32 protein-coding genes and 1 tRNA gene are annotated in these 21,369 nt (G+C 34.9%); 30 read left to right on the top strand and 3 right to left on the bottom strand.

Going from position 1 to position 21,369, the window contains the following annotated elements; genetic code table 11:
* Positions 1-2: 2 nt before the first annotated feature.
* The 27 genes from rplB (at position 3) to prfA (ending at position 14,524) form a co-directional block, all read left to right on the top strand.
* Positions 3-866 carry a 50S ribosomal protein L2 gene (gene rplB, locus MK115_RS03985; RefSeq protein ID WP_002807290.1) on the top strand — a complete coding sequence of 288 codons (864 nt, stop codon included), beginning with the start codon at positions 3-5 and terminating at the stop codon, positions 864-866.
* A 37-nt stretch (positions 867-903) separates the two neighbouring features.
* Complete coding sequence (gene rpsS, locus MK115_RS03990; protein WP_011819167.1) at positions 904-1,182, top strand: 30S ribosomal protein S19; 279 nt, start codon at positions 904-906, stop codon at positions 1,180-1,182.
* Positions 1,179-1,565, top strand: coding sequence for a 50S ribosomal protein L22 (gene rplV / locus MK115_RS03995; RefSeq protein WP_025895064.1), 387 nt, complete (start codon positions 1,179-1,181; stop codon positions 1,563-1,565). The genes rpsS and rplV overlap by 4 nt, the downstream gene beginning before the upstream one ends.
* Complete coding sequence (gene rpsC / locus MK115_RS04000; RefSeq protein ID WP_011819165.1) at positions 1,565-2,296, top strand: 30S ribosomal protein S3; 732 nt, start codon at positions 1,565-1,567, stop codon at positions 2,294-2,296. Before rplV ends, rpsC begins: the two co-directional genes overlap by 1 nt.
* A gap of 11 nt (positions 2,297-2,307) precedes the next feature.
* Complete coding sequence (gene rplP / locus MK115_RS04005) at positions 2,308-2,790, top strand: 50S ribosomal protein L16 (protein ID WP_025942068.1); 483 nt, start codon at positions 2,308-2,310, stop codon at positions 2,788-2,790.
* Positions 2,787-3,005, top strand: a complete 219-nt coding sequence (rpmC, locus tag MK115_RS04010; protein ID WP_025895061.1) for a 50S ribosomal protein L29 — start codon at positions 2,787-2,789, stop codon at positions 3,003-3,005. The genes rplP and rpmC overlap by 4 nt, the downstream gene beginning before the upstream one ends.
* Positions 3,006-3,014: 9 nt before the next feature.
* Positions 3,015-3,281 carry a 30S ribosomal protein S17 gene (rpsQ, locus tag MK115_RS04015; protein WP_011819162.1) on the top strand — a complete coding sequence of 89 codons (267 nt, stop codon included), beginning with the start codon at positions 3,015-3,017 and terminating at the stop codon, positions 3,279-3,281.
* On the top strand, positions 3,278-3,643 hold the full coding sequence (rplN, locus tag MK115_RS04020; protein WP_002807235.1) for a 50S ribosomal protein L14: 366 nt from the start codon (positions 3,278-3,280) through the stop codon (positions 3,641-3,643). The genes rpsQ and rplN overlap by 4 nt, the downstream gene beginning before the upstream one ends.
* The gene (gene rplX / locus MK115_RS04025) at positions 3,644-4,000 is read left to right on the top strand and encodes a 50S ribosomal protein L24 (protein ID WP_011819161.1); all 357 of its coding nucleotides are present in this window, start codon (positions 3,644-3,646) and stop codon (positions 3,998-4,000) included.
* A gap of 74 nt (positions 4,001-4,074) precedes the next feature.
* Complete coding sequence (gene rplE / locus MK115_RS04030; RefSeq protein WP_011819160.1) at positions 4,075-4,614, top strand: 50S ribosomal protein L5; 540 nt, start codon at positions 4,075-4,077, stop codon at positions 4,612-4,614.
* 9 nt (positions 4,615-4,623) lie between these two features.
* Entirely contained in the window at positions 4,624-5,025 is a 402-nt protein-coding gene (gene rpsH / locus MK115_RS04035; RefSeq protein WP_011819159.1) for a 30S ribosomal protein S8, read from the top strand.
* A gap of 12 nt (positions 5,026-5,037) precedes the next feature.
* On the top strand, positions 5,038-5,577 hold the full coding sequence (rplF, locus tag MK115_RS04040; RefSeq protein ID WP_025922639.1) for a 50S ribosomal protein L6: 540 nt from the start codon (positions 5,038-5,040) through the stop codon (positions 5,575-5,577).
* Between the two features lie 14 nt (positions 5,578-5,591).
* Positions 5,592-5,960, top strand: a complete 369-nt coding sequence (gene rplR, locus MK115_RS04045) for a 50S ribosomal protein L18 (RefSeq protein ID WP_011863649.1) — start codon at positions 5,592-5,594, stop codon at positions 5,958-5,960.
* Positions 5,961-5,975: 15 nt separating this feature from the next.
* Positions 5,976-6,596: a 30S ribosomal protein S5 gene (gene rpsE / locus MK115_RS04050; protein ID WP_052044759.1), complete on the top strand. Its 621-nt coding sequence runs from the start codon at positions 5,976-5,978 to the stop codon at positions 6,594-6,596.
* 4 nt (positions 6,597-6,600) lie between these two features.
* Positions 6,601-7,059, top strand: coding sequence for a 50S ribosomal protein L15 (gene rplO, locus MK115_RS04055; protein ID WP_079318692.1), 459 nt, complete (start codon positions 6,601-6,603; stop codon positions 7,057-7,059).
* A gap of 29 nt (positions 7,060-7,088) precedes the next feature.
* The gene (gene secY, locus MK115_RS04060) at positions 7,089-8,408 is read left to right on the top strand and encodes a preprotein translocase subunit SecY (RefSeq protein WP_079339907.1); all 1,320 of its coding nucleotides are present in this window, start codon (positions 7,089-7,091) and stop codon (positions 8,406-8,408) included.
* A complete protein-coding gene (locus MK115_RS04065; protein ID WP_287609539.1) occupies positions 8,408-8,956 on the top strand; it encodes an adenylate kinase in 549 nt (182 codons plus the stop codon). Before secY ends, MK115_RS04065 begins: the two co-directional genes overlap by 1 nt.
* Before the next feature lie 45 nt (positions 8,957-9,001).
* Positions 9,002-9,118, top strand: a complete 117-nt coding sequence (gene rpmJ, locus MK115_RS04070) for a 50S ribosomal protein L36 (RefSeq protein WP_011377173.1) — start codon at positions 9,002-9,004, stop codon at positions 9,116-9,118.
* 41 nt (positions 9,119-9,159) lie between these two features.
* Entirely contained in the window at positions 9,160-9,525 is a 366-nt protein-coding gene (rpsM, locus tag MK115_RS04075) for a 30S ribosomal protein S13 (protein WP_002807728.1), read from the top strand.
* Between the two features lie 44 nt (positions 9,526-9,569).
* The gene (gene rpsK, locus MK115_RS04080) at positions 9,570-9,962 is read left to right on the top strand and encodes a 30S ribosomal protein S11 (RefSeq protein ID WP_002805825.1); all 393 of its coding nucleotides are present in this window, start codon (positions 9,570-9,572) and stop codon (positions 9,960-9,962) included.
* 51 nt (positions 9,963-10,013) lie between these two features.
* Positions 10,014-10,952 carry a DNA-directed RNA polymerase subunit alpha gene (locus MK115_RS04085; RefSeq protein ID WP_025937644.1) on the top strand — a complete coding sequence of 313 codons (939 nt, stop codon included), beginning with the start codon at positions 10,014-10,016 and terminating at the stop codon, positions 10,950-10,952.
* 14 nt (positions 10,953-10,966) lie between these two features.
* Entirely contained in the window at positions 10,967-11,317 is a 351-nt protein-coding gene (rplQ, locus tag MK115_RS04090) for a 50S ribosomal protein L17 (RefSeq protein WP_025895051.1), read from the top strand.
* A 38-nt stretch (positions 11,318-11,355) separates the two neighbouring features.
* Positions 11,356-12,162, top strand: a complete 807-nt coding sequence (truA, locus tag MK115_RS04095; protein ID WP_287609546.1) for a tRNA pseudouridine(38-40) synthase TruA — start codon at positions 11,356-11,358, stop codon at positions 12,160-12,162.
* Between the two features lie 114 nt (positions 12,163-12,276).
* Positions 12,277-12,708, top strand: coding sequence for a 50S ribosomal protein L13 (rplM, locus tag MK115_RS04100; protein WP_011863640.1), 432 nt, complete (start codon positions 12,277-12,279; stop codon positions 12,706-12,708).
* Between the two features lie 9 nt (positions 12,709-12,717).
* Positions 12,718-13,128, top strand: coding sequence for a 30S ribosomal protein S9 (gene rpsI / locus MK115_RS04105; RefSeq protein WP_011819147.1), 411 nt, complete (start codon positions 12,718-12,720; stop codon positions 13,126-13,128).
* Between the two features lie 13 nt (positions 13,129-13,141).
* A complete protein-coding gene (rpmE, locus tag MK115_RS04110) occupies positions 13,142-13,402 on the top strand; it encodes a 50S ribosomal protein L31 (protein WP_025895047.1) in 261 nt (86 codons plus the stop codon).
* Between the two features lie 27 nt (positions 13,403-13,429).
* On the top strand, positions 13,430-14,524 hold the full coding sequence (gene prfA, locus MK115_RS04115; RefSeq protein ID WP_032516059.1) for a peptide chain release factor 1: 1,095 nt from the start codon (positions 13,430-13,432) through the stop codon (positions 14,522-14,524).
* A gap of 10 nt (positions 14,525-14,534) precedes the next feature.
* Here the strand turns inward: prfA and MK115_RS04120 are convergent, their stop codons facing one another.
* On the bottom strand, positions 14,535-15,092 hold the full coding sequence (locus MK115_RS04120; protein WP_032520888.1) for an HNH endonuclease: 558 nt from the start codon (positions 15,090-15,092) through the stop codon (positions 14,535-14,537).
* Positions 15,093-15,109: 17 nt separating this feature from the next.
* Here MK115_RS04120 and alr point away from each other — a divergent pair, with 17 nt between their 5' ends.
* Together alr and MK115_RS04130 are read left to right on the top strand one after the other, a co-directional pair.
* On the top strand, positions 15,110-16,309 hold the full coding sequence (alr, locus tag MK115_RS04125; protein ID WP_287609555.1) for an alanine racemase: 1,200 nt from the start codon (positions 15,110-15,112) through the stop codon (positions 16,307-16,309).
* 61 nt (positions 16,310-16,370) lie between these two features.
* Positions 16,371-16,459 (top strand) — tRNA-Ser (locus MK115_RS04130).
* A gap of 35 nt (positions 16,460-16,494) precedes the next feature.
* Here MK115_RS04130 and MK115_RS04135 read toward each other — a convergent pair.
* Positions 16,495-17,283: a TIGR01548 family HAD-type hydrolase gene (locus MK115_RS04135; protein WP_287609558.1), complete on the bottom strand. Its 789-nt coding sequence runs from the start codon at positions 17,281-17,283 to the stop codon at positions 16,495-16,497.
* A gap of 96 nt (positions 17,284-17,379) precedes the next feature.
* On the bottom strand, positions 17,380-19,182 hold the full coding sequence (gene cobJ, locus MK115_RS04140) for a precorrin-3B C(17)-methyltransferase (RefSeq protein WP_287609560.1): 1,803 nt from the start codon (positions 19,180-19,182) through the stop codon (positions 17,380-17,382).
* 334 nt (positions 19,183-19,516) lie between these two features.
* Here cobJ and psaA point away from each other — a divergent pair.
* Positions 19,517-21,369 (top strand): photosystem I core protein PsaA (gene psaA / locus MK115_RS04145; RefSeq protein ID WP_287609562.1); only part of this gene is annotated, 1,853 nt, incomplete at its 3' end.

Consider the following 21,369-nt stretch of genomic DNA (forward strand, 5'->3'; position numbering starts at 1 on the left):
TCATGGCAATACGTAAATTTAAACCTTATACACCTGGCACTAGGCAGAGAGTAGTTACTGACTTTAGTGAAATCACAAGTGCAAAACCTGAAAGATCACTAATAGTTTCAAAACATAGAGTTAAAGGCAGGAATAATCGTGGAGTTATCACTTGTCGTCATCGTGGAGGTGGTCACAAAAGGCAATATAGATTGGTCGACTTTAGAAGAGATAAAAGAAATATCAACGCTAAAGTTGCAGCTATACACTACGATCCTCATAGAAATGCAAGGTTGGCACTTTTATTTTACGAAGATGGAGAGAAAAGATATATTATCGCTCCAGCAGGAGTAAAAGTCGGACAAAATGTCATTTCTGGAGAAAGTGTTCCAATTGAAGATGGAAATGCAATGCCGCTTTCTGTTATGCCATTAGGATCTAGTGTTCATTGTGTTGAGTTATACGCAGGTAGGGGTGCTCAAATGGTTAGATCCGCAGGAGCTAGTGCTCAAGTTATGGCAAAAGAGGGAGATTATGTTGCTTTAAAACTCCCATCTACTGAGGTAAGACTTGTAAGAAAAGAATGCTACGCAACTCTTGGTGAAGTAGGTAATTCTGAAATAAGAAATACTAGCTTAGGTAAAGCAGGAAGAAGAAGATGGCTTGGAAGAAGGCCTCAAGTAAGAGGTAGTGTAATGAACCCATGTGATCATCCACATGGAGGAGGAGAGGGAAAAGCACCAATTGGTAGAGCAGGCCCAGTTACTCCATGGGGTAAACCAGCTCTTGGACTAAAGACACGTAAAAAGAACAAACCAAGTAATAAATTAGTTGTTCGAAGACGCCGTCGCGTTTCTAAGAGGAGTAGAGGAGGAAGAGACTCTTGATTACTTCATTTATTATTTCAATTTCTATTACATAATCATGGGACGTTCACTAAAAAAAGGACCTTTTATAGCAGATAGCCTGCTCAAGAAGGTAGAAAAACAAAATACCGATAATGACAAGTCTGTTATCAAAACTTGGTCAAGATCCTCTACGATTTTACCTTTAATGATCGGTCACACAATCGCTGTACATAATGGCAAGACTCACATTCCAGTATTTATTACTGAACAAATGATTGGTCATAAACTCGGTGAATTTGCTCCTACACGCACTTACCGAGGTCATATAAGAGATAAGAAAGGAGCAAAATCATGACAAAAACACCTGAAACAACAAAAACAGCAATTGCTCATGGGAATTATGTTCGCGGATCAGCCTCTAAAGTGAGAAGAGTTTTGGATCAGATAAGGGGTAGATCTTATAGAGATGCATTGATTATGTTGGAATTTATGCCTTACAGATCTACAGACCCCATTACTAAAGTTCTAAGATCTGCTGTTGCTAATGCAGAACATAACCTTGGAATGGATCCATCTACCCTAGTTATTTCCTCTGCATGGGCTAATAGTGGTCCAGTAATGAAAAGGTATAGACCCAGAGCTCAAGGTCGAGCTTTTTCAATTAAAAAACAGACTTGCCACATCAGTATTTCTGTTGAATCTGCTCCTACTCAAACTAATGCGGAGGTACAAAACTAATGGGACATAAAATACATCCTTCTGGACTAAGATTAGGAATTACACAAGAGCATCGCTCTAAGTGGTTTGCTACTTCTAAAACATATCCAATTCTTCTCCAAGAAGATTTTAAAATTCGTACCTTCATACAAAAAAAATATGGAGCAGCAGGAATTAGCGATGTCTTAATAGCAAGAAAAGCTGACCAACTGGAACTTGAATTAAAAACAGCAAGACCAGGAGTTATAGTTGGAAGACAAGGAAGTGGTATTGAAGAATTAAGATCTGGCATTCAAAAAACTATAGGGGATAGAACAAGGCAAGTTAGAATAAACGTTGTAGAAGTTGAACGCGTAGATGCTGATGCTTTTTTACTAGCTGAATATATTGCGCAACAACTTGAAAAAAGAGTCGCCTTTAGAAGAACTATAAGGATGGCCTTACAAAGGGCTCAAAGGGCTGGAGTCTTAGGTCTTAAAATTCAAGTAGGGGGAAGGTTGAATGGTGCTGAAATAGCTAGAACTGAATGGACTAGAGAAGGTAGAGTACCTTTACATACTTTGAGAGCTGAAATTGACTATGCAACACGTGAAGCTAATACAACTTACGGTGTTCTAGGCATTAAAGTTTGGGTTTTCAAAGGTGAAGTTCTCCCTAAAGAAGAACAAACTATCCCTGTGGGTGCGAGCCCTAAGAGGAAAGCTAGTAGAAGACCTCAGCAATTTGAGGATCGTTCAAATGAGAATTCATAGGAGGTATAAAAATGCTTAGTCCAAAACGTACTAAATTCCGTAAACAACATAGAGGCAGAATGAGGGGTGTAGCCTCAAAAGGTAATACTATTGCATTCGGTCAATTTGCTCTCCAAGCTCAAGACTGTGGCTGGGTAACTGCACGTCAGATTGAAGCAAGCAGAAGAGCTATGACTAGATATATCAAACGTGGTGGTCAAATCTGGATAAGAATATTTCCTGATAAACCCGTAACCATGAGACCTGCCGAAACCAGAATGGGTTCTGGTAAAGGTAATCCAGAGTTTTGGGTCGCAGTTGTAAAACCTGGAAGAATACTTTTTGAAATGGGTGGTGAGGATATCACTGAGGAAACTGCAAAGGAAGCTATGCGTCTGGCTCAATACAAACTTCCTGTAAAAACTAAATTTATCTCAATTGATAAAAATCTAGAAAATTCCTCCCAAGAAAATACAAAAAATATTAAAAAATCTCAAGAGGAGGTTAAACAATGAAAAACTCAGAGTCACTTAAGGAATTTAAAAAATTAAATTCTGAACAAATTACTGAAAAGATTGACCAATTACGAAAAGATCTTTTTGACTTGAGATTCAAGCAAGCTACAAGACAGCTCAATGAAACTCATAAATTTAAAATTATCAAGAAACAAGTTGCGCAATTACTCACTCTCAGTAAGAGTCAATCTGCTTCTAAAACAACTTCTGATTAATTATTAGTTATGGCACTTAAAGAAAGAATTGGTACTGTTGTCAGCGACAAAATGGATAAAACAGTTGTTGTTGCTGTTATTAACAGATATCCACATCCCACTTATAAAAAAATTGTAAGTAGAACTACACGATATAAGGCGCATGATCCAGAAAATACATGTGTTTTAGGTGATCGAGTTAAAATTAGAGAAACTAGACCGCTCAGTGCTCATAAAAGATGGGCAATAGAAGAGATTCTCAATAAAACAAGTCAGGCTAAGGAGGTTAAAAAATGATTCAACAAGAAACTTATTTAACAGTTGCCGATAATAGCGGAGCAAAAAGACTCCAATGTATTAGGGTTTTAGGTTCTAATAGAAGGTATGCACATGTCGGGGATGTAATCGTAGCAACTGTAAAAGATGCTCTTCCTAACATGGGAGTTAAGAAATCTGAAGTTGTTAAAGCTGTTATCGTCAGAACTAAAGCAACATTAAGAAGAAATACTGGTAATTCAATCAGATTTGATGACAATGCGGCAGTATTGATTAATGAAGATAAGAATCCAAAAGGTACTAGAGTCTTTGGTCCTGTAGCTAGAGAACTGCGGGATAAAAATTATACAAAGATTGTTTCTCTTGCTCCGGAGGTGATTTAAATGTTGGATTCATTAAAGCAAAAGAAAAATTTCCAGAGAATAAAAATGAGAATCAAAACTGGAGATTTGGTAAAAGTAATTAATGGCAAGGACAAAGGGAAAACTGGTGAGGTTTTAAAAACTATCCCTCTTGAAAATAGAGTAGTTGTAAAGGGAATTAACCTTAGGACTAAACATGTAAAACCAACTCAGGAAGGAGAAACTGGAAGAATACTTACAGAAGAAGCATCTTTACATGCATCAAATGTAATGTTCTTTTCAAAGGATAAAAATCTTACAAGTAAGATTGAATACTTTATTGATAAAGAGGGGGTTAAGAAAAGAAGATTGAAGAAAACTGGTGAAGTAATTGATTAATTTTTCATCAGAAACCAGATTTCAACTTTTTCTAATTTATCAATTCTGACAAAGACCAGAATTAACAAAAAATTATGACTCTAAAAAATCGCTACAAAGAATCAATAAGACCAAAACTTTTAAAGGACCTTGGTCTTAAAAATATTCATCAAGTACCTAAAGTTGTCAAAGTCAACGTTAACAGAGGTCTTGGTGAAGCAGCTTCGAATTCGAAAGCTCTTGAAGCCTCTTTAAATGAAATGGCAACAATTACAGGACAAAAGGCTTTAGTAACTAGGGCCAAAAAAGCTATCGCGGGTTTTAAAATTCGTGAAGGTATGCCAATTGGTTGTACTGTAACTTTGAGAGGAGACAGGATGTATTCTTTTTTGGAGAGATTTATAAATCTAGCTTTACCAAGAATAAGAGACTTTAGAGGAGTTAATCCAAAAAGTTTTGATGGGAGAGGGAATTACACCGTTGGAGTGAAAGAGCAATTGATTTTTCCTGAAATCTCTTTTGATAAAATAGATTCAATAAGAGGTATGGATATAACTATTGTCACTAGTGCAAAATCAGATCAAGAAGGTAAAGCTCTTTTGCAGGAGTTAGGAATGCCTTTTAGTAAGAATTAAATTAAAACTATGTCAAATCACGATCCTATTTCAGATATGCTTACTCGAATTAGAAATGCGAGTCAAAAAAAGCATACAACCACAACAATCCCAGGTTCAAAAATGTCCTTAAGTATCGCCAAAGTGCTTCAAAAAGAGGGATTCATTTCTGATATTAATGAGGAAGGTGAAGGTTATAAATCACAAATAATACTCGGTCTCAAATATAGTGGTAAAAACAAATTTCCTACTATTCGATCTATGCAAAGAGTTAGTAAACCTGGTTTGAGAATATATAAAAATACTAGAGGTTTACCAAAAGTTCTTGGAGGTCTTGGAGTTGCCATAATATCAACTTCTAAAGGCGTTATGAGTGATCGCGATGCTAGAAAGCAAGGCATTGGCGGCGAAGTCCTCTGCTATGTTTATTAAGGAGAATTAATCATGTCAAGAATCGGAAAAACACCAGTACTTATTCCAGAGAAAGTTACAGTTGATTTTGATGGATTAACAGTTACAGTGAAAGGCCCAAAGGGTGAGTTAAAACGTCTCATGCCTGAGGGAGTTAGTTTTGATAAGAAAGATAATACTGTTGTCGTAAGTCCTACTACAACCAAAATATATTCAAGGCAGAGACATGGTTTATGTAGAGCCTTAATTGCAAATATGGTTGAAGGGGTTACTCAAGGTTTTTCAAAGAAACTAGAAATTGTTGGCGTTGGATCAAGAGCACAAGTAAAAGGTAAAAATCTAGTTGTAAGTGCAGGATATAGTCATCCTGTAGAAATGATCCCCCCTGATGGTATAACATACAAAGTTGAGAGTAATACAAACGTTACCGTATCTGGAATTGATAAGGAAATTGTTGGCAATGAAGCAGCAAAAATCAGATCAATTAGACCTCCAGAGCCATATAAAGGAAAAGGAATTAAATACCATGATGAGAGAATTCTCAGAAAAGCTGGTAAATCTGGCAAAAAATAATTCCAATTAAAAAAATGACCAAACTTTCCAGGAAATTACAAACCCAAAAAAGACATAGAAGATTAAGGAGATTCTTAATTGGAGATGCAACTCGTCCAAGATTGTCTGTTTTTCGCTCTAATAACCATATTTATGCTCAGGTTATAGATGATAGCGCTCAAACAACTATTTGCTCAGCTTCAACTGTTGATAAAGAACTAAGAGAAAAATCTGAGAAATTACCTTCTGATTGTAATTCTTCTTCCATTGTTGGAAAATTATTAGCAAAGAGAGCGATAAAAAAAGGTATTAAGCAAGTAATTTTTGACCGTGGAGGTAATTTATATCACGGCAGAGTAAAGGCACTTGCAGACGCTGCTCGTGAAGCTGGCCTAGAATTCTAACTCTTAATTTTTACTATGACTGACACTCCAACAAAACAAGAAATTCAATCCAAGAACGATAATGTTCCTGGAGCTATGCCCGTAGAACAAAAAAAGAATAATCGTAATGATCGAAAAAGAAATAGAAGAGGTGATTCAAAAAATCTAGAGAGAGATTCTGATTGGCAAGAAAGAGTTGTTCAAATTCGACGCGTTTCTAAGACTGTTAAGGGTGGAAAAAAAATGAGTTTTAGAGCAATTGTTGTTGTAGGTAATGAGAAAGGTCAAGTTGGAGTTGGAGTTGGTAAAGCAGGGGATGTCATTGGTGCTGTGAGAAAGGGAGTTTCAGATGGTAAAAAGAATCTTGTTAGGGTTCCCTTAACCCCAAATAATTCAATACCGACTTTATCTAAAGGTCGAGATGGTGCTGCTAATGTACTAATTAGACCAGCTGCCCCAGGTACAGGTGTAATTGCTGGTGGTTCAATAAGAACAGTTTTAGAATTAGCCGGCATAAAAAATGTCTTAGCAAAAAGATTGGGTAGTAAAACACCTTTGAATAATGCAAGAGCTGCTATGGTAGCTCTTTCTCAATTAAGAACACACAAATCTGCCTCAAGGGAGAGAGGCATCTCACTTGAACAGCTCTATTCTTAAAATTATGACTTCAACATTAAATACACTTAAATCAAACTCTGGCTCGAGAAAGAAAAAATTAAGAAAGGGTAGAGGTATTGCAGCCGGTCAGGGTGCATCATGTGGTTTTGGAATGAGAGGACAAAAGTCACGTTCTGGAAGACCCACACGTCCAGGTTTTGAAGGTGGCCAAATGCCTCTATATAGAAGAGTTCCAAAATTAAAGCACTTTGAAATAATTAATCAAAAGAACTTTTCCATAATAAATTTAGAAAAATTAAATGATTTCAAAGATAACGATACAGTTAACCTTGACTCACTAGTTAAGAAAGGATTGATCTTCAAGCCCAAATTTCCTTTAAAAATCCTTGGTAATGGAAAAATTAATGTAAAGCTAAAAGTCCAAGCTCATGCATTTACAAAAGTTGCAAAACAAAAAATTGAGGACGCAGGTGGATCCTGCGAGCTTATAAATAATAAATAAATTTACTAAAAATTTAGGTAAGCTTCAAAATGTTTGTCAACAAAAGTAGAAATCCTAGCGCTTCTGAAATACTTTCCCAATTATTTTTAAATAAAGAGTTAAGGAGTAGAGTTTTAACTACTTTAGGTCTTCTCCTTTTAGTAAGACTTGGTATATATATCCCTATGCCTGGTATTGATAGGGTCGCTTTTAAAAGTTTTATAGATCAAGGGGGGCAATTAATAGGTTTTTTAGATATTTTTACTGGAGGAGGAATTTCAACCTTAGGAATATTCGCATTAGGCATACTTCCCTTTATTAACGCATCAATTATTATTCAGCTTCTCACAGCTTCATTGCCTGTGCTTGAAGATTTACAAAAAAATGAAGGAGAAGCGGGAAGAAGAAAAATTGCTCAAATAACTAGATATGTTTCATTAGGATGGGGGTTTTTGCAAAGTATAATTTTTTCCTTAATTCTCAGACAATATGCTATTCAGGGGATAAGTGAAACTACATTTGTCTTGCAAACCTCCATTGCCTTGGTTACTGGCTCAATGTTAGTAATGTGGTTTAGTGAAATTATTACGGAGAAAGGGATAGGTCAAGGAGCTTCACTGGTAATTTTTTTGAATATTGTTTCGACTTTACCTAAGGCTCTAAGTTCAACCATTGAAAAAGCTCAAACTGGCGATAGAGGAGATGTTTTAGGTATAGCAGTTTTACTTGGAGTATTTTTACTGACAATTGTTGGGATCATTTTTGTCCAAGAGGGAGCAAGACGCATTCCTATTGTTAGTGCAAAAAGGCAGATAGGAAATTCAACACTACTTCCTACAAGGCAAAGTTATTTACCTTTGAAATTAAATGCAGGAGGAGTCATGCCTATCATATTTGCATCTGCTTTAATCTTTTTACCTATAACTATTGCAAATGTTACGGGCAATCCAGTCTTAATCAAGTTAGCCAGTAGTTTAAATCCAGGATCTTCTAATCCATGGCCATATGCTCTTACATTCTTCTCCTTGATTTTGGGGTTCTCCTATTTTTATGCATCTCTTACTATCAATCCAGTTGATGTAGCTTCAAATTTAAAGAAAGGAGGAGTAGCGATACCAGGAGTTAGACCAGGAACTAATACAGCAAACTACCTATCAGGTATACAAAATAGGTTGACTTTATTGGGAGGATTATTTCTGGGTTCAGTAGCTATAATCCCAGCTGCAGTAGAAAGAGCTACAAATGTTCAGACCTTTCAAGGTTTAGGAGCAACTTCATTACTTATTCTTGTGGGTGTTGCTATAGATACTGCTAAGCAAATTCAAACTTATGTTATTTCACAAAGGTATGAGGGACTAATTAACAATTAATGAAGAAACATTTACTATTTTTAGGAGCTCCTGGAGCAGGGAAAGGGACTCAAGCGGAATTGCTAAGTCAAACTAATTCTTACTTACACCTTTCTACTGGTGAATTATTAAGAAAAGAAATCGAAATGAATACTACCCTTGGTATTCAGGTAAAGGATATTATGAATCGAGGGGAACTTGTTAGTGATGAACTCGTATTAAAGATAGTAAGACAAAATTTAGTCAAGGATAATAAAGGTTGGATTCTAGATGGTTACCCAAGAAATTTATCTCAAGCAAATTCATTGAATGAAGTCTTGAATGAAATAAATCAACCTTTGGAATTAGTTTTTTATTTAGATATTCCAGAAGAAGTACTAATTAAGCGTTTGCTTTTAAGAGGTAGAAAAGATGATACGGAAGAGACAATTAGAACAAGAGTTGACATTTATAAAAAAACTACAGAACCATTGATTCAATATTTTAAAGATCTCTCATTGTTAGAATATATTGATGCTGATAGAGATTTAAAAACCATTTCCTCTGATATCAAACAAAAAATGGCTTGATGATGATGTAGAATATAGTATTAACGTTTTATTTGTTAAACCCCTATGAAGGTCAGATCTTCAGTCAAAAAAATTAGTCCTGACGATCAGATCGTGAGGAGAAGAGGTAAAATCTATGTTATTAACAAGAAAAGACCTCGCAATAAACAGCGTCAGGGTTAAATTTCAACCCTTAAATTCAAACTTTTACTTATTCAAAACACGTGGCCAGGATTGCAGGAATTGACATACCTCGCGAAAAGCGAGTTGAAATTGCACTTACATACGTCTATGGAATTGGTTTAACGAGATCAAAGCTAATTCTTGCTAATACGGGTGTAAACCCAGATACTCGTGTCAAAGACCTTTCAGATTCTGATGTGCAAAAACTTAGAGGTGCCACAGAAGAATTCACTTTAGAAGGGGATTTGAGAAGAAAAGAGGGAATGGCTTTAAAACGTCTACAAGATATAGGGTGTGTAAGAGGAAGAAGACATAGAATGAGTCTTCCAGTAAGAGGTCAAAGAACTAGAACCAATGCAAGAACAAGACGGGGTTCTAGGAAAACAGTTGCTGGAAGAAAAAAATAAATAACTAAATCTATTTACAAATTGAAGTATTAAATTAAAACATCATGGCAGCTACAGTAAAAAAAACAGGTTCAAAGAAATCTAAACGTAATGTACCTAATGGTGTGGTACATATCCAAAGCACATTTAATAATACTATCGTCTCAATTACTGACACCTCTGGTCATGTAATTTCTTGGTCTTCTGCAGGCGCAAGTGGATTTAAAGGCGCTCGGAAAGGTACGCCATTTGCTGCTCAAACAGCTGCCGAAGCTGCAGCTAGAAGAGCACTTGATCAAGGTATGAGACAAATAGAAGTACTAGTTAGAGGGCCTGGCGCAGGTAGGGAAACGGCCATAAGAGCTTTACAAGTGGCCGGATTAGAAATAACTCTAATAAGAGATGTAACTCCATTACCTCATAATGGATGTAGAAGACCTAAACGGAGACGCGTTTAGGTCTTAACCATTCTCAACCCCCAAAAAAAACTCTTAACCTCATTATTTTCCGTGTTGCAATACCAGATTGACAGAATCGACCATCAAATAGCAGATGATCGCTCCCAAACAGGAACTTTTTTAATTGGCCCTCTAGAAAGGGGACAAGCTACAACTTTGGGTAATTCCCTTAGAAGAGTCCTTATGGGAGGACTTGAAGGGAGTGCAGTTACTGCAGTAAGAATAGCAGGAATTAATCATGAATATGCCACTATTCCTGGAGTTAGAGAAGACGTTTTAGATATTCTTCTTAATTGCAAGCAACTATCAATAAATAGTTCTAATCCAGAGCTCGAAATCGGCAGGTTAGTAGCGAGTGGTCCAATGGAGGTGAAGGCGAATGACATTCAATTCTCCTCTCAAGTTGAAATTGTTGATGGCGAAAAACCGATCGCGACTATTCAGGAGGGTCATAACTTAGAGTTGGAAATCCATGTTGAAAGAGGTGTTGGATATAGACCCGTCGACCGTAAGAGTGAAGAGACAACTGCTATTGATTTACTTCAAATAGATGCTGTATTTATGCCAGTGAAGAGAGTGAATTTTACGATTGATGAAACTGCTGTAGCAGAAGGCGGAACGGGAAGAGAAAGATTAAAAATGGAAGTCGTAACAGATGGTTCAACAAGTCCTGACGATGCTATTGCTGAAGCTGCAAATCAGTTAATAGAACTTTTTCAACCCCTTGCTACTGTCACAATGGTTGAGGAAATTCCTGAAGAACCTGAACCATCTCCTGAAGCTCAAATTCCTCTTGAGGAACTAAACTTGTCCGTTAGAGCATATAATTGTTTGAAAAGGGCGCAAGTTAACTCAGTTTCGGATTTAATGGGCTTCAGCTATGAAGATCTTCTTGAAATTAAGAACTTTGGCTCTAAATCTGCAGATGAGGTTATTGAGGCTCTTGAGCGCATCGGCATTTCTATTCCACAAAGCAGAACATCTGTTTAACAATTTTTAAGATTATGAGACACCAACTTAGAATTCCATTATTAAGTAAACCTGCTGACCAGAGGAAAGCACTTCTAAGAGGTTTAACTACACAATTAATTAGGGAAGGTAGAGTAACGACAACAAAAGCTAGGGCAAAAGCTTTAAGAAATGAAGCTGAAAGAATGATTTCACTCGCTAAAGATGGAAGTTTGGCCTCTAGGAGAAGGGCTATTGGATATATTTATGATAAAAAATTAGTTCATTCATTATTTGAAAAAGCAAAGGAAAGATATGGAGACAGAGATGGTGGTTATACACGCATAGTAAGAACTGTATCTAGAAAAGGTGATAACGCTCAGATGGCCATAATCGAGCTTGTTTAAGTTAGTTAATTAAAGGGGCTTTTACTAAAAAATAACTTTTGAAAAGGGTAGCTTTACTAGTCCAATATGATGGATCTCATTATTCAGGTTGGCAAAAACAAAAAAATGCAACTACTGTTCAAGAAATTTTAGACAGAGCTCTCTTAAAGATTACAAATCATACAGTAAAGACTTTTGCAGCAGGTAGGACTGATGCTGGGGTTCATGCATCAGGTCAAGTAGTACACTTTGATGTTGATTGTGTTGTTCCAGGAAATAGTTATTCTGATGTCTTAAATAGTCTTTTACCCTCATCAATTAGGATCTTGGAATCAGTTGAGGTAAAAGATAGTTGGCATGCATGCTATTCAGCAATGTATAGACATTATCGATATGTCATTAATAACAGTAAATTCCCAAACTTGTTCATCAATAATTGGTCATGGCATAGATATCAAAAAGTATTAGATGAAGTTTTAATGTTAAATGCATCCAGGAAAATGATAGGAGAACATGATTTTTTTGCTTTTCAGAAAAGTGGTAGTAATAGAACAAACTCAATTACAAAAATAAAAAATATAGATATTAAAAGAGTAGAAGATTTGATTTTTGTTGATATTAAAGCTACTGGTTTTCTATATGGAATGGTCCGCTTAATTATTGGTCAACTAGTTTTAGTTGGAGAAAACAAAATATCGCCAGAAATTTTTACAGATAGATGGGTAAACAAAAAGAAAAATGATGTTAAAGAATCTGCTCCAGCTAAGGGGTTATGTTTTGTAAATGCTGTTTATGAAGAAAATGTTTTTAAAAAGATTAATAACAATGATTTTTTCCCTGTATTTTTAATTAAGGGTTTTTCTTAAGTAAGGTTTAATTAAGCGAATTTTTTGTGTAAATCATTCAAAACTGTTGTTTAATATTCCTTCAATAAGGTAGAATTTAAGACTAATTTAAATTTATTTGCATAAATTTGGTAAATGAATAAAACAATTACTCCATCTTTAGAAACCATTGAAAGAAATTGGTTTTTAGTTGACGCAAAAGATAAGACACTTGGGAGACTTGCTACAGAAATTGCAACTGTATTGAGAGGTAAGAATAAACCAACATTTACACCTCATCTAGATACTGGAGATTTTGTCATTGTAGTAAATGCCGAAAAAGTTGAGGTAACAGGTAAAAAAGCATCACAAAAGTTGTATAGAAGACATTCTGGAAGACCAGGAGGAATGAAAATTGAAAAATTTGAGTCTCTACAAGAAAGAATTCCTGAAAGAATCATCGAGCAAGCTGTTAAGGGTATGCTGCCACATAACTCTTTAGGAAGACAGCAATTTAAAAAACTAAAAGTTTATAAAGGTGCTGATCATCCTCATGCTGCTCAGAATCCTGTATTATTAAATAGTTAATTTATCAAAATGAATAGTCAAATAAAAAACAAAGCTGTGTATTGGGGAACTGGAAGAAGAAAAACTTCAGTAGCTAGAGTTCGCTTGATTCCAGGAAATGGACTAATAAAAATTAATGGTCGTTCTGGAGATGATTACTTAAACTTTAATCCTCTGCACTTAAATTCAATAAAAGCACCTTTGCAAACATTAGGCCTTGAAAATTCTTATGATATTTTGGTAAATGTTTTTGGTGGTGGATTGACTGGTCAAGCAGATGCTATAAAGCAAGGTGCAGCTCGAGCACTTTGCGAATTATCTCCTGACAATAGGAAACCGCTAAAAACTGAAGGCCATCTCAGTAGAGATCCTAGAGCTAAGGAAAGAAGAAAATATGGTCTTAAAAAAGCAAGAAAAGCTCCTCAATTCTCTAAACGTTAAAGGAATTTAAATTATGCCAAAATCAGAAATACACCCAAAATGGTATCCAGATGCAAAAGTTATTTGTAATGGAGAAGTTGTAATGACTACTGGCTCCACGCAGCCTGAATTACATGTTGATGTTTGGAGTGGTAATCATCCCTTCTTCACTGGAACTCAAAAGATTCTTGATACAGAAGGTAGGGTTGATAGGTTTATGAAAAAATATGGAATGGGTTCAGCTAATTCAGCCACATCAAAAGATCAAAAAGAAGAAAAAGATTCTAAAAAATAGAATTTTCAAAATTAAGCACAATTTCAATTGGAATACTCAACATTAATTGCAAGGTTGAAAACTGCTTCAGAAAGTTTTGAAAATTTGGAAGTGCAACTTGCAGATCCTGATATAGCTAATGATCCAAAAAAATTAGAATCAATAGCAAGAGAAAGGTCAAAATTGGAACCTTTGGTGATTGATTTTAATAAGTTGCTTGATACTGATAAAGAAATCGAAGATTCAAAAAATCTACTAAAAGAGAATAGAAATGATAAAGAAATGGAATCTTTGATAAATGAGGAGTTAATAACTCTAGAGGAATCTAAGAGTGAACTGATTCAAAAAACCACAATCGCCTTATTGCCAAAAGACCCAAGAGATGAAAGAAGTGTAATGTTAGAAATCAGAGCCGGTGCTGGAGGTAACGAGGCTTGTATCTGGGCGGGTGATTTAGCAAGAATGTATGAAAGATATGGACAAAAAATTGGATGGTCTGTAAAACCTGTTAGTGCTTCCGAGTCAGATATGGGTGGATTTAAGGAGTTAGTTATCTCCGTTAAGGGAGATTCTGTATATAGTCAACTTAAATTTGAGGCTGGTGTACATAGAGTCCAAAGAGTTCCAGCTACTGAATCTCAAGGTAGAGTTCACACCTCTACTGCTACAGTTGCCGTTATGCCTGAGGCTGATCCTGTTGAGGTTAAAATTGATCCAACAGATCTAGAGGTTGGAACAGCAAGATCAGGAGGTGCAGGGGGACAAAATGTTAATAAGGTAGAGACAGCTATTGATCTTCTCCACAAGCCTACAGGAATAAGAGTTTTTTGTACTCAAGAGAGATCACAATTGCAAAATCGCGAACGAGCAATGGAAATTTTAAGAGCTAAATTATATGAAATTCAATTAAAAGAAGCTAATGCAAAAGAGAGATCACAAAGGCTTTCCCAGGTTGGAACAGGCGATAGAAGTGAAAAAATCAGAACTTATAATTTTAAAGATAACAGGACAACTGATCATAGATTAGGTTCCAATTTTTCTCTTGAGCCAATTCTTGCTGGTCAATTAGAAGAAGTGATTAATGCATGCATAGCGCAAGAACAAAAAAGAATGATGGAAGATTTTAATAAAGAAGTAAATTAAGATTTTTTTATTAGATTGCAACCCCTATTACGTATTTACTCCATTCTTTATGCTTGCCAGAGTCAATTTGTCTTGTAGCTTCAAAATTTAGATTACTTAATGGACGATAAGGCCGACGTTTTAAGGGCATATTCGCCTCTTCGGGGGTTCGATTACCTTTTTGTACATTACATCTGAGACATGCTGTAGTAACATTTTCCCAGTTATCTGTTCCACCTCTGCTTCTCGGTAAAACATGATCTATTGATAGGTCACTACCCCTATAGTTACAGTATTGGCAAGAATTATTATCTCTCAGAAGAATATTTTTTCTTGTTAAAGAAACCTCTCTAAAAGGAACTTTGACGTAGTAACGAAGTCTTATAACTGTCGGCAACTTTTTCCCGCTATGAATTGAATATGTTTTATCTTCCTCTAAGCTTTCTGCTTTACCTTTAATCATCAAAATTACTGCTCTTCGCCAGGAAGTGATGTTTAAAGGTTCATAAGATGCATTTAAAACTAGAGTCTGGCCCATGCCAAAATACAATTTACATGTCATGCTAACTGTATATTTCAATAAGCGCATATATTTGTGCAAAGTTAATGCAAAATAGGCAAACAAATCAGGTATTTAATTTTGACAAATTTCCAAATTTTGAAAAAGATATAGATCTAAAACAAAGAGCATGGATTGAAGTTAAAGGTAAAGCAATAGAAACAAACGTTAGACAGTTAAGATCAAAATTAAGTAAAAATTGTCAATTTATGGCAGTCGTTAAAGCTGATGGATATGGACATGATGCGAAATTAGTATCAGAGTATGCTATCAAAGGTGGAGCATCTCAATTAGGTGTTGCCACATTAAATGAAGGCATTAAGCTTCGTTCTTCTGGAGTTAAAAAACCAATACTTATCCTCGGAAATCTTTATACGAAAAGGGATCTTATTATATGTTTTAAAAATGATCTTATGCCAACTATCAGTAGTATAAGAGAATGTTTAATTTGCAATAACATTGGTAAGCACTTTGGATTGAAATTTCCTTTACATCTTAAAGTTGATACGGGAATGTCAAGATTAGGATTTGAATACAATAAATTTGTTCAGCAATTTGAAAAAATAAAATCTTTTGAGAACATTTTAATAGAAGGAATATATAGTCATTTATCTTCTGCAGATGAAGCTAACGCATTAGATCCTAAAAGTATTACACAATTACAAAGACTGAAGTTTAATGAATTATTAAAGCAAATTAATCTTGATAGAAATAATGAAATTAAGATTCATTTGGCTAATTCTGCGGGAATGCTTCTTAACAAAGATTTTCATTTTCACATGGTACGTGTTGGGCTTTCTATGTATGGATACAGTCCTTTAGACAAAATAGATAAAAATTTATTACTTAAACCAGCTTTATCTTTGAAGGTCAAAGTAGCTTTTATAAGAACTATTGATAAAGGTGTAAGTGTAAGTTATGGAGGCAAATTTGTAAGTCATAGAAAAACTAAGTTAGCTGTATTAAGTATTGGTTATGCAGATGGTGTACCAAGAAATCTTTCAGGCAAGATTAACGTTATCCATAATAATAAATTTTATCCTCAAGTTGGATCTATAACTATGGACCAAATGATGGTAGACATAACAGATTCTAATGAAATTAAAGTTGGTAGTACCATGGTATTACTAGGATCTGATGGAGATAAAACAATTTCTCCTCTTGAATGGGCAAGAAAATCTAATACTATCCCTTGGGAAATTCTTTGTTCTTTTAAAAATAGATTACCGAAAGTTCAAGTAGATTAGACATTTCGATTAAATAAAAAATTTTGAATGTTTGCATAAAAATTGATAATGTATAAGAACTGGAGAGGTGGCTGAGTGGTTGAAAGCGGCTCCCTGCTAAGGAGTTACAGGAGGTAACTTTTGTCGAGGGTTCGAATCCCTCCCTCTCCGTGATTTATTTAGAAAATTTTTAATTAATATTTGTTTTAAAACAAGTCAAGATCAATATCTTCTAGGTCATAAATAGAATTTAAAATCAAGTCAGCGCCTGCATTTCTAAGATTTGTTTCGTAAGAATTACGTTCTTTTAATCGAGAATTTAAATGTAAATGAGGTGGAGCTATTCCGATACTTATGAATTTCTGAGATGGTATTTCCTTTCTAGCGTTTATAACTGTATTTATATCTGCAATAGTATCTCCTACATATGCAATGGGAATATTTGATTCGCCAAGTTTATCTCCAATAAGCTTTTTTGATAAGTTAATAAAACCTTTAGGATCAGGCTTGTCAGGGGCATCTCCCATAGATATTAATGGTGGTGATTTTAGTCCAAGTCTTTTTTCTAAAACAAATTTTGCAGAAGCAGACTCTGCACCACTAACAAAACCCCAGATTATTCCATTACCTTGAATTAAATCAAAAAACTTTTTATCAACTAATAACTCCTCATTTGTTATGTAACCAGACCAATATTTACTATCTTTATTTGGATCTCCACCAAAGTAAAACTCTTCAAAACATTTTACTATTTCCTCTCTTGGAGGAATTTTAAGGTTTAAGTTCTCTTTTTTTATAAATCTTTTTATAAGTTCTAAACTTAAATCCCAGTCATTATTCCAGATCCCTTCATTTTTTGCATTATCAATATCTATATAACTTGGCTCCCATCCGGAAAATTTGTAAACTGTTTTTTTTAATGAAAGTCTGTAACTATTTTCTACGCTGCGGATTACCCCATCAATGTCAAACAAAATTAAACCAATATTTTTCAATTAATTTTCTTACATCATTATTATAAAAGATTAGTATTCTTATAAAGAAAAAGCAAAGAAAAACATTCTATTTATAAAATTATGGATTATCTAAACTTAATTTTGTAAATATCCTCTGGGAGTGAGAAATATTTCGTCAACTAAGGTTGTTTGAGAATTGCCAATAATAATGATTGATAACATATCAATCTCTTTAAAAGGAATGGTGTTTAAAGTAAAAAATTTTTTGGTTTGATTTTCTCTCCCTACTTGTCTAGCTATTAAAACTGGAGTATCACCATGCCTAGATTGTAAACATATATCTATTACACTTTTTAGCTGCCAATTTCTTTCAATGGATTGAGGATTAAATAAAGCTATTACAAAGTCACCCACAAGAGCTCCTTCAATTCTTTTTTCTATTAAAGACCATGGAGTTAATTTATCGCTTAAGCTTACTGAACAAAAGTCATTCATTAGTGGTGCTCCACTAATCGCAGCCGCTAATTGAACACTACTTATACCTGGATGTACTTCAAAGTAAGGTCTATATTCTTTTTTGATTTTTTGAAGTAATTCTAAAAGTAAACCTGCCATTCCATAAAATCCAGATTCACCTGAAGAAATTAAAGCCACTTTTATTCCTTCCTCAGCTAGTTTAATTGCTTTACTGCATCTCTCTTTTTCTTCAGTAAGTTTACTTTCAATTAAAACCTGATCATTCCTTTTTAAGGGTTTTATTAAATCTAAATACATTTTGTATCCAATCCAAACAGTACATCTTGAAAGTGCTTTTCTTGCATTATTGGTTAGGAAGGAGATATCACCAGGCCCACTTCCAATAATATGTATTTCGCCATGGGTTGGATTATATTGATTTTTTGATTCTGCTACAGCGATAGTTACTGCCCCAGATTGATTTTTAAAAATTCTTTTTTCTTCTAATAATTTTGATTCTTCTCCTGCTGCGAGTAAGCAAGAGGCTTCTGCTACGGAAGGGGTGCCAATTTCATTTTGCACAACATTTGATGGATTTGGAACAATTATTGTTGAAAGATCTTCTTTACTAAAAAACTTTATAGGCAAGTTTTTTTCTTTAGCAAGTTCTAAAATTCCTTTCTCATCTTTTTTAATATCAATAGTTGCAAATCCCGCAATTGATTGCTGTGATAAATTTCCTGACTCCAAAAAATTATTTAAAGAATTTGCTATTAATTCTTTGCTTGTATTTCTTTCACATCCAATGCCAATCCATAATACGGGCGGATGCCAAGTTGTTTCATGATTTTCGAATATACTCACATGAAATGTTGAATCTGGTTTTTCAATTTCTTTTTCATTGATTTGATTAATAATCTCCCCTGATTCTGAATTTTTCCATAAGCTATTACCAGATAATTGTTTGCAAAATATTTCTTCGTTCTTAGCTTGTTTAATTACTAGTTTTGACCAATCGTTTATTTTGCCAGATCTTTTCCAACCCCATTGATTCCCAAATGCATCAAGATTTAAGAAGCTTTGATCATTGGAATTATTAGTTTCTATTATTTCGCCACCAAGTAAATTAGCAATTTGAAATGCAATATTTTGCGTATTTGACTGATGTAAGCCAATTAAAGGAACTATCTTGGAACATTTGTTATCTATAACTATTACTCCTGGATCTTGATCTTTAGAGGTTAAAAATGAATTTATTATGCGTATTGATGCAGCAATTGAGCCTATAAAAATTATTAAATCTATCTCCGGCCATTTTTTTAGTAAGATTTCTCTAGGTTTTTGTACTTGAATAAGTTCATTTTCCTTTCCATCCTCTTTTGAAGAACCCGCAATATATATGTCTTTGACAAATTCGGTTTTTTTAAGCCTTTTTAAAATTTCTTTTGAATTATTAGATAGACCTATCGCAATGCCTTTCAAATTAGAAACTATTGATAGTAACTTTGAAATTATATCCTGTCGCTGGATTTAAAAAATTTTCTTTGAAATATAAAAAAAAATTTAAGAAATTTATATAAATTTTGAGTAAAAATACTCATAATTTAGTCATAGACTAGAATTTAACAAAATATTCATATAGTAACAATCATTAGAACATTTGTTACGTTAATGCATAACGAAAGAATCTTTGCCTTATTATTTTTGAAACGAATATCTAAAGTTCCGAAGGATTCGTTTTCTTGAACATTATCATTAAAAATAGGTTCAAGATCCGATCAATCGGCTTTAATGTCAATTATTTTCGAGGTGCTAGATGACCATCAGCCCACCAGAAAGTGGAGAAAAAAACAAAAAAGTTTTGGAGGATCCTGTTAAGGCCGATCCAAGACCTATTGATTTTGCCAAATTAGATAAGCCAGGTTTCTGGTCAAGTAAATTATCTAAAGGTCCAAAAACTACAACTTGGATCTGGAATTTGCATGCTGATGCACATGATTTCGATGTGCATACAGGCGATGCTGAAGAAGCAACAAGAAAAATCTTTTCAGCTCATTTTGGACATCTTGCAGTCATTTTTATATGGATGAGTGCTGCATTTTTCCATGGAGCAAGATTTTCTAATTACTCAGGTTGGTTAGCTGATCCAACTCATGTCAAACCCGGAGCTCAGCAAGTATGGGCAATCGTTGGTCAAGAAATGCTTAATGCTGACCTTGGTGCTAACTACAACGGTATTCAAATTAGTTCAGGAATATTCCACATGTGGCGAGCATGGGGAATCACTAATGAGAGTGAACTGATGGCTTTAGCAATAGGTGCTGTAGTAATGGCTGCACTTATGCTTCATGCTGGAATTTTTCATTATCACAAAGCAGCTCCAAAAATGGAGTGGTTCCAAGATATTGAGTCTATGCTTAACCACCATATAGCTGGTTTAGTAGGACTAGGATCTTTAGCATGGGCTGGCCATTGTATTCATATCGGAGCTCCTACTGCAGCTCTCTTAGATGCAATTGATGCAGGCTCTCCTTTAGTTATTAATGGAAAAGAAATAGCAACTATTGCAGATATGCCTATGCCGCATCAACTCTGCGATCCACAAATTATCGGTCAGATATTTCCAGGATTAGCAAGTGGTACAGGTAATTTCTTTAGTTTAAATTGGTTAGCTTTCTCAGACTTCCTTACTTTCAAAGGTGGACTTAACCCTGTGACAGGAAGCTTGTGGATGACTGATGTTTCACATCATCATTTAGCTTTTGGTGTAATAGCAATAATCGGTGGTCATATGTACAGAACCAATTACGGTATTGGTCATAGTATGAAAGAAATATTAGATTCACAACAAGGAGACCCAATATTATTCCCTGCTCCTAAAGGTCATCAAGGTCTTTTTGAGTTCATGGCAGAAAGTAGACATGCTCAGCTATCAGTAAACCTAGCGATGCTTGGATCAATAAGCATACTTGTATCTCATCACATGTATGCGATGCCTCCATATCCTTATATAGCTACTGACTACATGACAGTTCTTGGATTATTTACCCATCACATGTGGATAGGTGGATTATTCATAGTAGGAGCAGGTGCGCATGCTGGAATTGCAATGGTTAGAGATTACGATCCAGCAAAACATATTGATAATGTATTAGACAGAATTCTTAAGGCAAGAGATGCTTTAATCAGTCACTTGAACTGGGTTTGTATGTGGTTAGGATTCCATAGTTTTGGACTCTATATTCACAACGATACTATGAGAGCTTTGGGTAGACCCCAAGATATGTTTAGTGATTCTGCAATCCAACTTCAGCCAATCTTTGCTCAATGGGTACAGAGTATTCAAGCATCTGCTGTTGGAACTTCTCTTTTAGCAGGTACTGCAGAAGCTTTACCTCACAAAGCTTTAAGTGAAGTTTTTAATGGAAGTTTAGTAGAAGTTGGTGGAAAGGTAGCTATAGCGCCAATTCCACTAGGGACAGCTGATTTAATGATTCATCATATTCATGCTTTCCAAATCCATGTAACTGTTTTGATACTTCTCAAAGGAGTACTTTATGCAAGAAGTTCAAGGTTAATCCCTGATAAAGCTTCTTTAGGATTTAGATTCCCTTGTGATGGACCTGGAAGAGGTGGAACATGTCAAGTTTCTTCATGGGATCATGTTTT

Source organism: Prochlorococcus sp. ALOHA_ZT_50 (assembly GCF_022447305.1).
Taxonomy (GTDB): domain Bacteria; phylum Cyanobacteriota; class Cyanobacteriia; order PCC-6307; family Cyanobiaceae; genus Prochlorococcus_A.

What these genes read in the sequence shown, in the direction of transcription:
- rpsC (WP_011819165.1), top strand. Translation starts at nt 1,565, where the DNA reads ATGGGACATAAAATACATCCTTCTGGACTAAGATTAGGAATTACACAA.
- rpmJ (WP_011377173.1), top strand. Translation starts at nt 9,002, where the DNA reads ATGAAGGTCAGATCTTCAGTCAAAAAAATTAGTCCTGACGATCAGATC.
- rpsS (WP_011819167.1), top strand. Translation starts at nt 904, where the DNA reads ATGGGACGTTCACTAAAAAAAGGACCTTTTATAGCAGATAGCCTGCTC.
- rplR (WP_011863649.1), top strand. Translation starts at nt 5,592, where the DNA reads ATGACCAAACTTTCCAGGAAATTACAAACCCAAAAAAGACATAGAAGA.
- rpsI (WP_011819147.1), top strand. Translation starts at nt 12,718, where the DNA reads ATGAATAGTCAAATAAAAAACAAAGCTGTGTATTGGGGAACTGGAAGA.
- rpmE (WP_025895047.1), top strand. Translation starts at nt 13,142, where the DNA reads ATGCCAAAATCAGAAATACACCCAAAATGGTATCCAGATGCAAAAGTT.
- rpsH (WP_011819159.1), top strand. Translation starts at nt 4,624, where the DNA reads ATGTCAAATCACGATCCTATTTCAGATATGCTTACTCGAATTAGAAAT.
- rplQ (WP_025895051.1), top strand. Translation starts at nt 10,967, where the DNA reads ATGAGACACCAACTTAGAATTCCATTATTAAGTAAACCTGCTGACCAG.
- rplP (WP_025942068.1), top strand. Translation starts at nt 2,308, where the DNA reads ATGCTTAGTCCAAAACGTACTAAATTCCGTAAACAACATAGAGGCAGA.
- MK115_RS04065 (WP_287609539.1), top strand. Translation starts at nt 8,408, where the DNA reads ATGAAGAAACATTTACTATTTTTAGGAGCTCCTGGAGCAGGGAAAGGG.
- rpmC (WP_025895061.1), top strand. Translation starts at nt 2,787, where the DNA reads ATGAAAAACTCAGAGTCACTTAAGGAATTTAAAAAATTAAATTCTGAA.
- rpsQ (WP_011819162.1), top strand. Translation starts at nt 3,015, where the DNA reads ATGGCACTTAAAGAAAGAATTGGTACTGTTGTCAGCGACAAAATGGAT.
- alr (WP_287609555.1), top strand. Translation starts at nt 15,110, where the DNA reads ATGCAAAATAGGCAAACAAATCAGGTATTTAATTTTGACAAATTTCCA.
- rpsK (WP_002805825.1), top strand. Translation starts at nt 9,570, where the DNA reads ATGGCAGCTACAGTAAAAAAAACAGGTTCAAAGAAATCTAAACGTAAT.
- rplM (WP_011863640.1), top strand. Translation starts at nt 12,277, where the DNA reads ATGAATAAAACAATTACTCCATCTTTAGAAACCATTGAAAGAAATTGG.
- rplE (WP_011819160.1), top strand. Translation starts at nt 4,075, where the DNA reads ATGACTCTAAAAAATCGCTACAAAGAATCAATAAGACCAAAACTTTTA.
- rplN (WP_002807235.1), top strand. Translation starts at nt 3,278, where the DNA reads ATGATTCAACAAGAAACTTATTTAACAGTTGCCGATAATAGCGGAGCA.
- rpsE (WP_052044759.1), top strand. Translation starts at nt 5,976, where the DNA reads ATGACTGACACTCCAACAAAACAAGAAATTCAATCCAAGAACGATAAT.
- MK115_RS04120 (WP_032520888.1), bottom strand. Translation starts at nt 15,092, where the DNA reads ATGCGCTTATTGAAATATACAGTTAGCATGACATGTAAATTGTATTTT.
- secY (WP_079339907.1), top strand. Translation starts at nt 7,089, where the DNA reads ATGTTTGTCAACAAAAGTAGAAATCCTAGCGCTTCTGAAATACTTTCC.
- rplX (WP_011819161.1), top strand. Translation starts at nt 3,644, where the DNA reads ATGTTGGATTCATTAAAGCAAAAGAAAAATTTCCAGAGAATAAAAATG.
- rplV (WP_025895064.1), top strand. Translation starts at nt 1,179, where the DNA reads ATGACAAAAACACCTGAAACAACAAAAACAGCAATTGCTCATGGGAAT.
- rplF (WP_025922639.1), top strand. Translation starts at nt 5,038, where the DNA reads ATGTCAAGAATCGGAAAAACACCAGTACTTATTCCAGAGAAAGTTACA.
- rplB (WP_002807290.1), top strand. Translation starts at nt 3, where the DNA reads ATGGCAATACGTAAATTTAAACCTTATACACCTGGCACTAGGCAGAGA.
- rplO (WP_079318692.1), top strand. Translation starts at nt 6,601, where the DNA reads ATGACTTCAACATTAAATACACTTAAATCAAACTCTGGCTCGAGAAAG.